The organism is Luteimonas terrae, from assembly GCF_031457535.1.
Taxonomy (GTDB): Bacteria; Pseudomonadota; Gammaproteobacteria; order Xanthomonadales; family Xanthomonadaceae; genus Luteimonas; species Luteimonas terrae_A.
On record NZ_JAVDWO010000010.1, the window covers coordinates 104,433 to 119,884 of the forward strand.

At 66.9% G+C, this 15,452-nt stretch carries 14 protein-coding genes; 2 read left to right on the forward strand and 12 right to left on the reverse strand.

Annotated elements, in window-relative coordinates:
- Positions 1-233: 233 nt before the first annotated feature.
- The 6 genes from ispD to J2W68_RS12840 form a co-directional block, all read right to left on the reverse strand.
- Positions 234-923, reverse strand: a complete 690-nt coding sequence (ispD, locus tag J2W68_RS12815) for a 2-C-methyl-D-erythritol 4-phosphate cytidylyltransferase (RefSeq protein WP_310236467.1) — start codon at positions 921-923, stop codon at positions 234-236.
- On the reverse strand, positions 920-1,276 hold the full coding sequence (ftsB, locus tag J2W68_RS12820; protein WP_310236469.1) for a cell division protein FtsB: 357 nt from the start codon (positions 1,274-1,276) through the stop codon (positions 920-922). The genes ispD and ftsB overlap by 4 nt, the downstream gene beginning before the upstream one ends.
- 19 nt (positions 1,277-1,295) lie before the next feature.
- Positions 1,296-2,582 carry a phosphopyruvate hydratase gene (eno, locus tag J2W68_RS12825; RefSeq protein ID WP_310236471.1) on the reverse strand — a complete coding sequence of 429 codons (1,287 nt, stop codon included), beginning with the start codon at positions 2,580-2,582 and terminating at the stop codon, positions 1,296-1,298.
- Positions 2,583-2,664: 82 nt separating this feature from the next.
- Positions 2,665-3,498 (reverse strand): 3-deoxy-8-phosphooctulonate synthase, encoded by an 834-nt coding sequence (gene kdsA / locus J2W68_RS12830; RefSeq protein ID WP_310236475.1) that lies wholly within the window; start codon positions 3,496-3,498, stop codon positions 2,665-2,667.
- Positions 3,495-5,159 carry a CTP synthase gene (locus tag J2W68_RS12835; RefSeq protein ID WP_310236528.1) on the reverse strand — a complete coding sequence of 555 codons (1,665 nt, stop codon included), beginning with the start codon at positions 5,157-5,159 and terminating at the stop codon, positions 3,495-3,497. Before J2W68_RS12835 ends, kdsA begins: the two co-directional genes overlap by 4 nt.
- Before the next feature lie 172 nt (positions 5,160-5,331).
- The gene (locus J2W68_RS12840) at positions 5,332-5,631 is read right to left on the reverse strand and encodes a hypothetical protein (protein ID WP_310236477.1); all 300 of its coding nucleotides are present in this window, start codon (positions 5,629-5,631) and stop codon (positions 5,332-5,334) included.
- A gap of 301 nt (positions 5,632-5,932) precedes the next feature.
- Between J2W68_RS12840 and parE the strand changes: the two genes are divergently transcribed.
- Together parE and J2W68_RS12850 are read left to right on the forward strand one after the other, a co-directional pair.
- Positions 5,933-7,822, forward strand: coding sequence for a DNA topoisomerase IV subunit B (gene parE / locus J2W68_RS12845; RefSeq protein ID WP_310236479.1), 1,890 nt, complete (start codon positions 5,933-5,935; stop codon positions 7,820-7,822).
- Positions 7,823-8,194: 372 nt separating this feature from the next.
- Positions 8,195-8,578, forward strand: coding sequence for a hypothetical protein (locus J2W68_RS12850; RefSeq protein ID WP_310236481.1), 384 nt, complete (start codon positions 8,195-8,197; stop codon positions 8,576-8,578).
- On the opposite strand, the gene mdtD is transcribed toward J2W68_RS12850, so the two are convergent.
- From mdtD to J2W68_RS12880, 6 genes are all read right to left on the reverse strand, one after another.
- Complete coding sequence (mdtD, locus tag J2W68_RS12855; RefSeq protein WP_310236483.1) at positions 8,569-9,996, reverse strand: multidrug transporter subunit MdtD; 1,428 nt, start codon at positions 9,994-9,996, stop codon at positions 8,569-8,571. The two genes, J2W68_RS12850 and mdtD, sit on opposite strands and share 10 nt — an antisense overlap.
- Positions 9,993-10,802, reverse strand: a complete 810-nt coding sequence (gene hutG / locus J2W68_RS12860; protein WP_310236485.1) for an N-formylglutamate deformylase — start codon at positions 10,800-10,802, stop codon at positions 9,993-9,995. The genes mdtD and hutG overlap by 4 nt, the downstream gene beginning before the upstream one ends.
- Positions 10,803-10,838: 36 nt before the next feature.
- Positions 10,839-12,227 carry a glutathione-disulfide reductase gene (gene gorA / locus J2W68_RS12865; protein ID WP_310236487.1) on the reverse strand — a complete coding sequence of 463 codons (1,389 nt, stop codon included), beginning with the start codon at positions 12,225-12,227 and terminating at the stop codon, positions 10,839-10,841.
- Positions 12,224-13,471: an NAD(P)/FAD-dependent oxidoreductase gene (locus J2W68_RS12870; RefSeq protein ID WP_310236489.1), complete on the reverse strand. Its 1,248-nt coding sequence runs from the start codon at positions 13,469-13,471 to the stop codon at positions 12,224-12,226. The genes gorA and J2W68_RS12870 overlap by 4 nt, the downstream gene beginning before the upstream one ends.
- Positions 13,472-13,481: 10 nt before the next feature.
- Positions 13,482-14,717 carry a DUF418 domain-containing protein gene (locus J2W68_RS12875; protein WP_310236490.1) on the reverse strand — a complete coding sequence of 412 codons (1,236 nt, stop codon included), beginning with the start codon at positions 14,715-14,717 and terminating at the stop codon, positions 13,482-13,484.
- A gap of 208 nt (positions 14,718-14,925) precedes the next feature.
- On the reverse strand, positions 14,926-15,405 hold the full coding sequence (locus J2W68_RS12880) for an FKBP-type peptidyl-prolyl cis-trans isomerase (protein WP_310236492.1): 480 nt from the start codon (positions 15,403-15,405) through the stop codon (positions 14,926-14,928).
- Positions 15,406-15,452: the final 47 nt, after the last annotated feature.

A 15,452-nucleotide genomic window follows, 5' to 3' on the forward strand; every position in this document is an offset into this window, starting at 1 on the left:
AGTGACTTCTCGACGTGCAAGCGATGGGTTTCGCTGACGTTCTACCCATCCTACAAAGCGCTTTCAGTGCGCTCCGATGGGCTGCCGGCTGCGCGCGCCCCTCACCCGACGCGCGGTGCGCGTCGACCCCGGATCGTGTCCGGGTCAGGCTTTCTCCCGGAGGGAGAGTTGCTGTGTCGCATAGTGCAATCCGATAGCTCGGACTCGGATCTTGACGCTCGGGATGTCCGGCTCTATCCGCGTCGCGACAACTCGAACTCGAAGCGCGCGAAATCGGCCGGCGTGGTGATCTTGAAGTTGTCCTCGCGGCCTTCGACCAGCAGCGGACGGGCGCCCTGGCGCTCCATGGCCATCGCTTCGTCGGTGACGGCGATGCCGTCGGCATCGGCCGCTTCCAGGGCGCGACCCAGTTGCAGGCGGCGGAACAGCTGCGGGGTCAGCGCCCGCCACAGGCGTTCGCGCGGTTCGGTGCCATCGATGCCGCCATCATCGCCGGCGCGCTTGAGGGTGTCGCGTACGGGCGCGGCGAGAATCGCACCGACCGGATCCATGCGGCCGCGTTCGAGCAGCGCATCGAGATCGTCGGCATGCAGGTTCGGGCGGGCGGCATCGTGTACCAGCACGAAGTCGTCCGGACGGACCGATTCGGGCAATGCGCGAAGACCCGCGAGTACCGAGGCCGCACGCGTGTCACCGCCCGCAGCGCGAACCCACGGCTTGCCATGCAGCACGGCCTCGGGCACGACAGGCGCGTCTTCCGTGCCAAGCACCAGCACAACGCCACCGATGCCGGGATGAGACGCGAGCGCGTCAAGCGTGTGCGCCAGCAGGCTGCGCCCACCGACGTCGAGGAATTGTTTCGGCACCTCGCCACCGAACCGGCTGCCGCGACCGGCTGCCGGCACGATCACCCAGCTGCTCAAGGCGCCTGTTCCTGCGCGCGACGCTGGGCGTCGGGATCGAGCGCGTGCTCGGCCGGCAGCGGCGCGATGCGCGCATCGTCGACGACGCGGTAGAACGTCTCGCCGGGCTTGATCATGCCGAGTTCGCCACGCGCACGTTCCTCGATCGCCGCCTCACCGGATTTCAGATCGGCGACTTCCGCCGCGAGCGCGGCATTGCGCTGGACCAGGCCTTCGTTCTGGCGCGCCTGCGCTTCAACGCGACCGCGCAGTTCCTCGACCTGCTCGGTTCCGCCCACGCCGAACCACAGCCGGTACTGCAGCCAGGCCAGCAGCGTGGCGAGCACCAGCAGCACGACGATCAACGCGCGCATTGACTTGTGTCCTGTGGGATCAGCGCTTCAGCGATACGAACGCATCGCGGCCGGCGTACTGTGCAGCGCTGCCCAGGGCCTCTTCGATACGCAGCAACTGGTTGTACTTGGCGACGCGATCGCTGCGGCACAGCGAACCGGTCTTGATCTGCGTGGCCGTGGTGGCGACCGCGATGTCGGCGATCGTCGTGTCCTCGGTCTCGCCCGAACGGTGCGAGACGACCGCGGCATAGCCGGCTTTATCCGCCATCGCGATGGCTTCGAGCGTCTCGGTCAGCGTGCCGATCTGGTTGACCTTGATCAGGATCGCGTTCGCGGTCTTCGAATCAATGCCTTCCTTGAAGATCTTCGGATTGGTGACGAACAAGTCGTCACCGACCAGCTGCACCTTGTCACCGATGCGGTCGGTCAGCTGCTTCCAGCCGGCCCAATCGTCCTCGGCCATGCCGTCCTCGATCGTGACGATCGGATACTGCGCGGCCCAGTCGGCGAGGAAGTCGACGAACTGCTCGCCGGTCAGGCGCTTGTTCTCGCCGACCAGGTGGTACTTGCCGTTGTCATGGAATTCGCTCGAGGCGACGTCCAGACCCAGCAGCACATCGTCGCCTGCGGCGTAACCGGCCTTGCCGATCGCTTCGAGGATGGTGTCGAGCGCTTCGACGTTGCTGCGGAAGTCCGGCGCGAAGCCGCCTTCGTCACCCACCGCCGTGCTCAGGCCATGGCTCTTGAGCACGGATTTGAGTGCGTGGAAGATTTCGGTGCCTGCGCGCAGCGACTCGTAGAAGCTCGAGAAGCCGACCGGCAGCACCATGAATTCCTGGAAATCGACGTTGTTGTCGGCATGCGCGCCGCCGTTGATGATGTTCATCATCGGCACCGGCAGCACCGGCGCGCGGTCGCCGCCGAGCAGCTTCCACAGCGGAATCTTTTTCGACGCAGCCAGCGCGTGCGCATTCGCCATCGAGACACCCAGCAGCGCATTCGCGCCCAGGCGGCCCTTGTTTTCGGTGCCGTCGAGGTCGATCAGGCGCTTGTCGAGACCGGCCTGGTCGGCGGCGTCAAAACCCTTCAGCGCTTCGGCAATCGCGCCGTTGACGTTGCCGACGGCCTTCTGCACACCCTTGCCGAGATAGCGCGTCTTGTCGCCATCGCGCAGTTCCACCGCCTCACGGGCGCCGGTCGACGCACCGGACGGCACCATCGCACGGCCGAAGCTACCGTCTGTCAGCGTGACTTCGGCTTCGAGGGTCGGATTGCCACGGGAGTCGAGGATCTCGCGGGCGTGGATCTTGGCGATGGTCGTCATGGTCGGTTCGGAAGTCTCGTTCGGCAGAAAAGGGAAGGATCAGACGATGGCGCAGCCGCAGATGATGCGGGCGACGCTGCAGTCAGAGATCGGATTCGGCAAAGCCCGCGCGCTTGGTCACGGAGTCGAGTTCAAGCATCGTTTCCAGCAGCGCACGCATGCGGTGCAAAGGCCACGCATTCGGGCCGTCGCTGAGCGCCTCTTCGGGTTTGGGATGGGTTTCCATGAACACGCCAGCCACGCCGACGGCGATCGCGGCCCGTGCCAGCACCGGCACGAACTCGCGCTGACCGCCGCTGGAGTTGCCCTGCCCACCCGGCAACTGCACCGAGTGGGTAGCATCGAACACGACCGGGCAGTTCGTCTCGCGCATCACCGCCAGCGAGCGCATGTCGCTGACCAGATTGTTGTAGCCGAAGCTCGCGCCGCGCTCGCAGACCATGATCTGGTCGTTGCCGGTGGACTTGGCCTTCTCGACGACCGGCTTCATGTCCCACGGCGACAGAAACTGGCCCTTCTTGATGTTGACCGGCTTGCCGGCCGCGCAGACCTTCTTGATGAAGTCGGTCTGGCGCACGAGGAAGGCCGGCGTCTGCAGCACGTCGACGACCGAGGCGACCTCGTCCATCGGCGTGTATTCGTGCACGTCGGTGAGCACCGGCACGCCGAGCTGGCGCTTCACTTCAGTCAGCACGCGCAGGCCTTCTTCCATGCCCGGGCCGCGAAAGCTGGTGCCGGAGGTACGGTTGGCCTTGTCGAAGCTCGACTTGAAGATGAAGTTGATGCCGAGATCGGACGTGATTTCCTTCAACTGGCCGGCGACGTCGAGCTGCAGTTGTTCGGACTCGATGACGCAGGGTCCTGCGATCAGGAAGAAGGGCTGGTCGAGACCGACCTCGAATCCACAGAGCTTCATGCGTGTGCCTCCTTGAGCAGCGCGCCGCCGGCTTTGCGCTCGCGCGATGCGCGAACGAAACCGACGAACAGCGGATGGCCGCCACGCGGCGTCGACAGGAACTCGGGGTGCGCCTGGCAGGCGATGAACCACGGGTGCTGCGGCAGTTCGACCATTTCCACCAGCAGGTCGTCCATCGACTTGGCGGCAATCACCAGGCCGGCATCCTCGAGCTGGGTGCGGTAGCGGTTGTTGAATTCGTAGCGATGACGGTGGCGCTCGCCGACGACATCCTGGCCGTAGACCTCGCGCGACTTCGTGCCGGGTTTGAGACGCTGCTCCTGCAGGCCCAGCCGCATCGTGCCGCCGAGATCGCTCTTCTCGTCGCGCCGTTCCACTTCGCCGTTCTGCGTGCGCCATTCGGTAATCAGGCCGATCACCGGGTGCGGCGACTGCTTGTCGTTCTCGGTGCTGTTGGCGCCGGCCAGACCGGCAACATTGCGAGCCACGTCGACGACGGCCGCCTGCATGCCGTAGCAGATGCCGAAATACGGCAGGCCGGTTTCGCGCGCGTACTGCGAAGCGAGAACCTTGCCTTCGAAGCCACGATCTCCGAAGCCGCCGGGCACCAGCACGCCGTCGACATCACCGAGCCAAGCGGCGGCGCCGTCGCGTTCGATGTCCTGCGATTCGATCCATTTCAGGCTCACGCGCGTGCGCTGGCGGATGCCGCCGTGCTTGAGCGCTTCGCCGACCGACTTGTAGGCGTCCTTGTGATCGACATACTTGCCGACGACGCCGACGGTCACTTCGTCGATCGGATGCTCGACCGCTTCGACCACATCGACCCATTCCGACAAGTCCGCATGCGGCGCGGCCTTGCCGCCCAGCTGCAGGCGTTCGACGATGATCTCGTCCAGACCCTGGGCATGCAGCCACATCGGAATCTTGTGGATGTTGTCGAGATCGACGGCCGAGATGACCGCCTTCTCCGACACGTTGGTGAAGGAGGCGATCTTGCGGCGCTCGCCGTCGGGCAGCGGCTGCTCGCTGCGACACAGCAGGATGTCCGGCTGGATGCCGATCGAGCGCAGCTCCTTGACCGAATGCTGGGTGGGCTTGGTCTTCAGCTCACCGGCGGCCGCAATGTAGGGCACCAGGGTCAGATGCATGAAGACGGCCTTGTCGCTGCCGCGATCGGTGCGGATCTGACGGATGGCTTCGAGGAACGGCAGCGACTCGATGTCGCCGACCGTGCCGCCGATCTCGACCAGCGCCACATCGAAGCCCTGGGTGGCTTCGTCGATCGCGCGCTTGATCGCATCGGTAATGTGCGGGATGACCTGCACGGTCGCACCGAGGTAATCGCCACGGCGCTCCTTGCGGATCACGCTCTCGTAGATCTTGCCGGTCGTGATCGAATTCTTGCCCGACAGGCGCACGTTGATGAAGCGCTCGTAGTGGCCGAGATCGAGGTCGGTTTCCGCGCCGTCGTCGGTCACGTAGACCTCGCCGTGCTGGAACGGGCTCATCGTGCCGGGATCGACGTTGATATACGGATCTAGCTTCATCATCGTCACCCGCAGACCGCGGGCTTCGAGAATGGCGGCCAGCGAGGCGGCCGCGATGCCCTTCCCGAGGGAAGAGACCACGCCGCCGGTCACGAACACGAGCGGAGTGATGGAACTGGAAGGAGGCGTCATGGGGACAGCGGGTCGCTGGAAAGCCCCATTCTACAGGCTGTGACCGAATGGCGCCCGGTCGGGCGCACCGATGGCGCACATCGCTGCCATTCCGGACAGCAGAACGCCCCGGATGACCGGGGCGTTCCGTGGGTGATGCCAGGCGCCTGGATCAGGCCGGATCTTCCTCTTCTTCCTCGACCTGCGGCACCGGCTCTTCAGCGGTCTGGGCCGCGGCCTCGGCCTGCGCGTCGTAGGCCTCGTTCACTGCATCAGATGCGTAATCGGCTTCGGTCGCAGCGGTTTCAGCCGCCTGCGCCGATGCCTCGGCGGTCTGGGCAGCCTGCTCGGCCTGCTGCGCGGCAACCTGGGCGTCGCGAGCCTGCTGCTCGGCGGCTGCATCCTGGGCGAAGGCGGGGGCGGCAAAGGCGGTGGCGACGATGGCGGCGAACAGCACGTTGCGGGTCTTCATGAGGACTCTCCGGATTTGAATTCGAAAGATGGAGCAGCGTTTCGTCTTGCAAGCCATCCGCAGTGGAGCGGCGGATGAAGGGTGTCGGCTGGACTGCTCGACGGTTCGAACCTAGCCATTCCAACCCGGCCGGGAACTGAACAACAGCCTGCTTACAACGGGTGCACAAGGCTCTAACTTCGCTGCAACCGTTTACACGCAGCGGTGGCGCGGATCCCGCGATTTCGCGCTGTGACGGGCCGGCAAATCGGCGAACCGGCAATTCCTTTAACATGCGCCGATTCCCGCCGCGCAGCATCGAATGAACACCCGCTACAACGCAGCCGACATCGAAGTCCTCTCCGGCCTGGATCCGGTCAAGCGCCGCCCCGGCATGTACACCGACACCACGCGCCCGAACCATCTGGCGCAGGAAGTCATCGACAACGCCGTCGACGAAGCGCTCGCCGGACACGCCCGCGAGATCGCAGTCACGCTGTTCAAGGACGGCAGTTGCGAGGTGTCCGACGACGGCCGCGGCATGCCGGTCGACATCCATCCGGAAGAAAAGATTCCGGGTGTGGAGCTGATCCTCACGCGTCTGCACGCGGGCGGAAAATTCAACAACAAGAACTACACCTTCAGCGGCGGCCTGCACGGCGTCGGCGTCAGCGTGGTCAATGCGCTCTCGACGCTGGTGGAAGTACACATCAAACGCGACGGCAGCGAACACCGCATCACCTTCCGCGATGGCGATCGCGCCTCGCCGCTGGAAGTCGTCGGCACGGTTGGCAAGAAGAACACCGGCACCCGCGTGCGCTTCTGGGCCGATCCGAAGTATTTCGACAGCCCGAAGTTCAGCGTGCGCGCCCTGCGCCACCTGCTGCGCGCCAAGGCCGTGCTGTGCCCGGGCCTGACCGTCACCCTGCTGGACGAAGCGACCGGCGAACGCGACCAGTGGCTGTTCGAGGACGGACTGCGCGATTACCTCAAGGGCGAACTGGCCGAGCGCGAACTGCTGCCGCCGGAGCTGTTCGTCGGCGCGCTGAAGAAAGACACCGAAACCGTCGACTGGGCGGTCGCCTGGGTGGTCGATGGCGAACTGGTGCAGGAGAGCTACGTCAATCTGATCCCGACCGCGCAGCACGGCACCCACGTCAACGGCCTGCGCACCGGCTTCACCGACGCCCTGCGCGAGTTCTGCGACTTCCGCAATCTTTTGCCGCGCGGCGTCAAGCTGGCACCGGAAGACGTCTGGGACCGCGTCGCCTTCGTGCTGTCGATGAAGATGACCGACCCGCAGTTCTCCGGCCAGACCAAGGAGCGGCTGTCCTCGCGCCAGGCCGCGGGCTTCGTCGAAGGCGCCGCGCACGACGCCTTCAGCCTGTGGCTCAACCAGCACACGGATTTGGGAGAGAAGATCGCCCAGCTCGCGATCGACCGCGCCAGCGCGCGGCTCAAGACCGAGAAGCAGATCGTCCGCAAGAAGGTCACGCAAGGACCCGCGCTGCCGGGCAAGCTGGCCGACTGCATCAGCCAGGATCTCTCGCGTACCGAACTGTTCCTCGTCGAAGGCGATTCGGCCGGCGGCAGCGCCAAGCAGGCGCGCGACAAGGATTTCCAGGCGATCCTCCCGCTGCGCGGCAAGATCCTCAATACCTGGGAAGTGGCGAGCACCTCGGTGCTGGCATCGGAGGAAGTGCACAACCTGGCGATCGCGATCGGCTGCGATCCGGGCAAGGAGGACATCTCCGGCCTGCGCTACGGCAAGGTCGTGATCCTGGCCGATGCCGACTCCGACGGCCTGCACATCGCGACGCTGCTGTGCGCGCTGTTCCTGCGCCATTTCCCGGCGCTGGTCGCGGCCGGCAACATCTTCGTCGCGATGCCGCCGCTGTTCCGCGTCGACGTGGGCAAGCAGGTGTTCTACGCGCTGGACGAAGAAGAGAAGCGCCTGCTGCTGGAGAAGATCGCGCGCGAGAAGCTCAAGGGCCAGATCAACGTGACCCGGTTCAAGGGTCTGGGCGAGATGAATCCCTCGCAGCTGCGTGAATCGGCGATCCATCCGGACACGCGCCGCCTGGTGCAGCTGACGATCGACGACGATCTGCAGACGCGCTCGCTGGTCGACATGCTGCTGGCGAAGAAGCGTGCCGGCGACCGCAAGGCATGGCTGGAGACCAAGGGCGATCTGGCGACGCTGGAAGTCTGACGATCGCGACGACCGTGGCCGCGCAGCGCATTCAACGCGACCGACAGCCAGCTGCGGCGTAACCGCCGCGTAACGCCTGAATACGCGTTTCGCGGCACACTTCGACGATGGCATGCCCCGACCGCCACCTCGATCTCGGCTGCGGCGACGCCCCGCGCAACCCGTACGGTCGTGCCCAGCTGTGCGGCATCGACATCCGCGCGCCTGACGGAGATGTCGGCCACGAACACCGCACCGCGAATCTCGTGGTCGCGCCGATTCCATATCCCGACGACAGCTTCGGCTCGGTGTCGGCTTTCGATTTCATCGAGCACGTGCCGCGGATCTTTCCCGACGGTCTGGGGGGGCACGCGCTTTCCCTTCATCGAGCTGATGAACGAGATCTGGCGCGTACTGGCGCACGACGGCCGGATGTATGCGCTCACGCCGGCGTTCCCGCATACCGACGCCTTCGTCGATCCGACCCACGTCAACATCATCACCGACGACAGCCACGCGTACTTCTGCGGGCCCTACCCCGACGGGCGCATGTACGGCTTCCACGGGCATTTCGAGATCGTGCGGGTCGTCCGGACCGAGCGCGGTGCCGCCTACAGCGCCCTGCCCGGCTCGCCTGAAAACCACGCCCCCCGAAAGCTCGCCGCCCGCGCGCTGCGCCGCTGGCTGCGCTGGATGCGCGGTCGCGCGCATACGCCGCGCGCACCGTACCTGCTGTGGGAACTGCGCGCGGTCAAACAGGCATCGCGTCAGGCCTGATCGCTGGTGTCGACGACGCGCCCGGGAATGCGATGGGTGCGGCCGAGCTGGGCGAAGATTGCCGCCGACGCCAGCGTCAATGCGCCGATGCAGACGAAAGTCCAGCGGAACGCCGCGAGCACCGGCGCATCGCCGACCGGCTCACCGCTGAAGGCACCGAGCAGCCCGCCGGCCGTGGCGACGCCCAGACTCATCGCCAGCATCATCACCATCGACAGCAGACTGTTGCCTGCGCTCGCTTCGGGGCCTGACAGGTCGCGCAGCGCCAGAGTGTTCATCGCCGTGAACTGCAGCGAGTTCACCGCGCCGAAGATCGCGAACTGGACGATGTGCAACCAAGTCGGCTGGCCCACGTCGACCAGCGCAAAGCTCGCCATCGTCAGACCGGTCAGCACGGTGTTGACCACCAGCACATTGCGGTAGCCGAAGCGCTGCACCAGCGGCACCACGATGCGCTTGGAGAACATGCCGGCCAGCGCGACGGGAATCATCATCAACCCGGCACGGGTCGGCGGATAGCCGAGCGCGACCTGCAGCAGTAGCGGAATCATGTAGGGCATGCCGCTGCTGCCGAGGCGCGCGAACAGGTTGCCGAGGAGACCCACGCTGAAAGTGCGCGTGCGGAACAGCGTCAGCGGAAACAGCGGCGCGACCGCACGCGCGGCGTGCAGCCAGTACGCGACCAGCGCGGCAAGGCCGGTGACCAGCAGCACGACCAGGGCCGCATGCCGCGCCGCATTGCCCGACAGGGCCTCGACCGACAGCGAGATCGCGATCATGCCGAACGCGAGCATCGCGTAGCCCGGCAGGTCGAAACGCGACACCGGCGCACGCAGGTCCGGCATCCACTTCAGGGCGGCGATCGCGCCGAGCACGCCCAACGGCAGATTGATCAGGAAGATCCAGTGCCAGGATGCGACATCGGCCAGCCAGCCGCCGAGCGCCGGGCCGATCAGCGGGCCGATCAGGCCGGGCACGGTGACGAAACTCATCGCCGCGAGGAACGCCGTGCGCGGCACCGCGCGCAGCACCGCCAATCGCCCGACCGGCATCATCATCGCCCCGCCGACGCCCTGCAGCACGCGGGAGGCGACCAGCGCATCGAGGGTCTGCGACAGCGCGCAGGCCAGCGAACCCGCGGAGAACAGCACGATCGCCGCGAAGAACAGACGCCGTGTGCCGAAGCGGTCGGCGAGCCAACCCGAGGCCGGAATCAGCATCGCTACCGTCAGCGCGTACGCGACGACGACCGACTGCATGCGCAGCGGCGACTGGCCCAGATCGACCGCCATCGACGGCAGCGCCGTGTTGACGATCGTGGTGTCGAGCATCTGCATGAACACCGCGGCGGCGACCAGCCACAGCATCGGCTTGAACGGCCGCAGCAGCTCCGCATCCCGGGCGCGCACCTCGCTCATGCGCGGCGGGTGCCTCCGATGGCATGCCCGATCGCGTCTTCGATCAACGTGCGCAGCAGCGGCTGCAGGCGAGCCGCGCGTGCGCTGTCCCAGGCGAACGTGTCTTCTTCCATGTAGCAGCGCTGGCTGATTTCCAGCTGCACGGCTTCGACGCCGGTCTTCGGCTGTCCGTAGTGCCGGGTGATGTGGCCGCCCTTGAAGCGGCCGTTGGCGACATAACCGAACGCCGATTGCGCGGCGAGCTGGGCGGTCATGCGCGCTTCCAGTTCCGGGCTGCAGCTCGCGCCGCTGGCCGTACCGAGGTTGAGGTCGGGCAGCGGACCTTCAAACAGGAACGGCAGCGTGCCGCGGATCGAATGCGCTTCCCACAGTACCACCCGGCCGTGTGCGGCGCGCAGGCGCGCAATCTCTTCGGCAAGCGCTGCGTGATACGGGCGCCAGTAGGTGTCGACGCGCGCGGTGACCTCGTCGGGCGTCGGCGCTGCATCCGGCAGGTACACCGGGCCGCCGTCGAAACGCACCACCGGGCACAGACCGGTCGTGTTCTGACCGGGATACAGCGAGACGTCGTCCTCGGACCGGTTGAGGTCGACGACGTACCGCGAATGCGTGGGCACCAGCATCGAAGCGCCGAGTTCGCGTGCGAACGCGTAGAGATCGGCGACGTGCCAGTCGGTGTCGGGCACGCGACGCGCTTCGTCGGTCAGCCGCGAGGCGATCGCATCGGGCACGTGCGTACCGTTGTGCGGAACGCTGATCAGCAGCGGCGCGTCGCCGCGATGGAGGTCGAAGAGGTCGGTGCGCATCGGCGCATTGTAGGCGCGGTCCGGTCGCGCCGGCGCTCAGCGCATCAGCACCACTTCCTCGGCGCTGGTGGGGTGGATCGCGATCGTGTCGTGTAGATCGTCGAGGGTTGCGCCCATCTTCAGCGCGACCGCGAAACCCTGCAGGATCTCGTCGGCCGTATCCCCGAGCAGGTGGATGCCGACCACGCGACGTTCGTCGCCGACGCAGACCAGCTTGAACAGGCTGCGCTGGCTCGATTCGGCCAGCGCCTCGCGCATCGGGCGGAAATTGCTGCGATACACGTGCACGTCCTCGCCATGGGTCGCGCGCGCCTGCACTTCGGTCAGGCCGACCATGGCCAGCGGCGGATGCGAGAACACCACCGACGGCACGTTGTCGGCATCGAGCTTCGCGTCAGGTTTTCCGCCGAACAGGCGATCGCACAGGCGACGCGCTGCTGCGATTGCGACCGGGGTCAGCGCCGGTCCGCAGCCGCAGATGTCGCCGACCGCATACACACCCGGCGCCGGTGTGGCCTGCCATGCGTCCACCGGAATGTTGCCGGCGGCGTCGGGCGTGATGCCGACGGTGTCGAGTCCGAGATCCGCCGTGTTCGGACGACGGCCGGTCGCGAACAGCACTTCGTCGTAGCCACCGCGCGACGTCCCGTCCTCGGCTTCGAGGCGCAGGCCGTCGGTGTCGCGATGCAGGGCCTTGAGTCCGTAGCCGAACACCAGATCGATGCCCTGCTGGCAATAGTTCTCCTGCAGCTGCGTGACGAGTTCGGCATCGGCCTGGCGCAGCAGGCGCTGCTCGCGCACGAACACGTCCACCTGGCTGCCGAGCGCCTGCAGCACGCCCGCGAGTTCGATGGCGATATAGCCGCCCCCGATGATCGCCACGCGTGGCGGCGCCTCGCACCAGCGGAAGAAATCATCGGAGATCGCGCCCAGCGCGGCGCCCGGGATATCGGGACGCTGCGGATGTGAACCGGCGGCCAGCACGATGTACGGCGCGGTCAGACAGGTACCGTCGTCGCACTCGACGCGGTCGCGCCCGGCAAGCCGCCCACGCGTCGGCAGCACGAGGATACCGTCGCGATCGAGCCGCTTGCGATAGCTGTCATGGATGCCGTGGATGTAGCGCTGACGGTCGGTGATGAAGGACGGCCAGTCGAAGGCGACATGCGCATCCATCGGCAGGTCGAAGCCCAGCCGCGCTGCCTGCTCCAGGCGCAGGCGCAGATCGGCCGCGAGCCACATCGCCTTCTTCGGCACGCAACCGACATTGACACAGGTGCCACCGAGCGGCTGCGGCTCGAGCAACGCCACGCGCCGGCCGTATTCGGCGGCGCGGAATGCTGCGGCCAGACCACCGGAGCCCCCGCCGATGACGATGAGGTCGAAGTGCAGCAGCGTGGAATCGTCGTGTTGCGAGGCGCTCATGCGAACCGCGCCGGCGCGTAGGGCGCGGGGTCGAAACGCGGCGCGTGGCCGCAGATCAGATCGCTCATCAGTTGTCCGGTCGCCACGCTCATGCTGACCCCGAGCATGCCATGGCCGGTCGCGAGCCAGAGGTGACGATGGCCGGGCGCGGGGCCGAGAATCGGCACGTCATCGATGCTGACCGGGCGCCAGCCGTACCACTCTTCCTCGCGCACCGGGCCGACCGGTTCGTGCAGGTATTCGCGCGCGGCGCGTTCCAGCGCGTCGAGGCGCACGCGGTTGAGCGAACGATCGTAGCCGGAGAATTCCATGGTGCTGCCGAGCCGGAAGCCGCTGTCCCAGACCGTCACGCAGACGCTGCGCTCGTGCAGCACCATCGGTCTGCGCGGCACGATCGACGGACGCGAGTAGGTGATCGAGTACCCCTTGCCCGGCTGCACCGGCACCCGCAGCCGCAGCGACTTGGCGAGCAGCGGCGACCAGGCGCCGGTCGCGAGCAGCAGATCGCGCCCGCTCAGCACCCCTTGGCTGGTGTCCACGCGCACGTCGTCGCCGGTGTCCTCGATCGAGCGCACTTCGCAATGCTCGACCAGCTCGCCGCCCAGCGCGCGGAACGCCTGGGCGAGACCTGCGACATAGCGATCGGGGCGCAGGCGCGCATCACCAGGAAAGCGGATCGCGCCGACCACGCCCTCGCGCAAGGCCGGCTCCTGGCGCAGATAGTCGGCGCCGTCGATGCGTTCGACCGCGACGCCCAGTGCGCGCAGCTGCGTGGCCTCGTCCTCGAAGGCATCGAAATCGGCTCGGTCGCGATAAACGTAATCAACGCCGGAGGCTTCGAATTCGCAGTCGATGCCCAGTGCGTCCAGCCAGTCCGGAAACGCGGCGCGCGAGGCTTCGAGGATCGTCGAGCGCGCGTGCATTGCGCGCAGCCAGTCGGGCCGGTTGCAGTGGCGTGCGAAGCCGATCATCCAGCGCCACAACACCGGGTCAACGCGCGGGCTCACCCGGAACGGCGCGTCGGGCATCAGCATCCAGCGCAGCGCCTTGGCGACGGTGCCGGGCGCGGCGAGCGGCGCGGCGTGGCTCGGCGTGATCGTGCCGCAGTTGCCGTGTGAGCTGCCGCTACCGGCAGTGGCGGCCTCGAGCACGCGGACGCTGCGACCGGCCTGCAGCAGCGCGATGCCACTGGCGAGGCCGATGACCCCGCCGCCGACGATCAGCACATCGTCACGCGCGTTCAAGCCGGGTCGCTCACGGCAGGGCGGGAATGCGCCGCCAACCCGGACGCCGTCCGTAGGTCAGCCAGCGCCAGGTCCACTCCATCGGCCCATGGCGGTGATGCGACAGCCAGAGGTGGCTGACCGCGATCTGCAGCGCGAATACGCCCAGCACGATGCCGGTCTGCGCTGCGCGGCCGAGTTCACCCCACAAGCCGAATCCGTAGCCGTAGAACAGCAGCGAGCAGATCAGCGACTGGCCGAGGTAATGCGTCAACGCCATGCGTCCGGCCGGCGCGAACACGCCGAGCACGCGCGCGCCCGTGGCGCTGGTCCAGGCGAGCACGATCAGCGCGATATAGGCCAGCGACATCGACAGCGCGCCGCACAGCATCAGGCCCTGCGCCAGAATCCCGCGCGGATCCATCGCGCCCAGGGCGAACGTCGTGCCGACGCTGACACCGAGCGCGGTGAACAGCAGACCCATCGGCAGAGTGATCGCCAGCAGGCGCCACCAGAACCGGCGCTGCGCGGCCGGTGCCTGCAGCCAGCCGCCGGACATCAGCCAGCTGCCGATCAGGAACACGCCCAGCACCATCGGCACCAGCATCGTCTGGCCCATCAGGCCGATCTGCGCGTAGTCGCTGACGCGCTGCACGAGCACCGCACCGAAGCCGCCGTCGGGATAAACACTTGCTGCGCGCTCGGCGCTGGCCGCGATCGGTGCGGTCAGCTCGACCAGTGTGGCCTCAGGCAGCAAGAACATGACGGCGGCGAACAACAGATAGCAGGCCGCAATCCCGGCATAGAGCAGCAGGCCGGTCAGCAATTGCCACTTGGGCGCCATCGTCCGCATCGCCATCAGGATGGCGCCGGCGATCGCATAGGTATGCAGGATGTCCCCTGGCCACAGCAGCACGATGTGCAGCACGCCGAACAACAGCAGCGCCGCCATCCGGCGCAGGTAGACACGTTCGACCGACAGCCCCGCGGCAGTGATCCGCCCGCTCATCAGCACGAAACCCATGCCGAACAGCAGCGAGAACATCGTCCAGAACTTGCCGGCGACGAACACGTATACGACCCACGCCACCGCGTAATCGAGCCCCGTCGCATCGACCGGAATGCCCGAACCCATCTGCTGCATCGGCCGGTTGAACCATTCGATGTTCATCGCGAACACGCCGAGCAGCGCGATCCCGCGCAGCACGTCCATGACTTCGAGACGTTCGCCGGTGGGCACCGGTCCAAGCGCGGCTTGTGTCTGCATCCTGCGGTCCTCGCGATATGGGCACCACCGGGCGATTGCCGGCGGCGCGGATCATCCCCGGAGCCTGCCCCATGTCCCGCTGCGCGTGCCAGTCACCGCGCCCGCGGTGCCCGGAGCCCGCCCGTATCGAATCAATCTATAGGTAGCGCTTTGTTGCCGTCCGCCGCATCGCAGTGGGCCGCGCCTGCGGCGGACGCTGCAGCAGGCCTTAGTGCTGGTGACCACCGTCGCCGTGCACGTGGCCGTGCTCGACTTCCTCGGCCGAGGCTTCGCGCACTTCGACGATCTCGATATCGAACTGCAGATCCTTGCCGGCCATCGGGTGATTGAGGTCCACGTCGACCACGCTCATGCCGATCTTCTCGATCGTCACCGCACGCGGGCCGAAGCTCGTGTTGAGCACGACCTGCTGGCCGACCGAGAGCCGCTGGTCGCCGAAATGCTTCTTGGGCACGCGCTGGGTCATGCCGTCACGGCGCTCGCCGTAGGCGTCGGCCGCGGTCACGTCGGCCTTGAAGGTTTCGCCGGCCTCGCGGCCGTCCATCGCCTTTTCCAGTCCCGGGATGATGTTGCCGTGGCCGAACAGGATGGCCAGCGGCTCGCGCTCGCGCGAGGTCTCCACCGGCTCCTGGCCGGCCTCGGCCACGCTGTAGTGGAAACGGACGACGCGGTCTTTCTCGATCTTCATTGCTGGAATATCCGGATAGCGCGGCAACGCCGCTTGAGGAGGAAGGT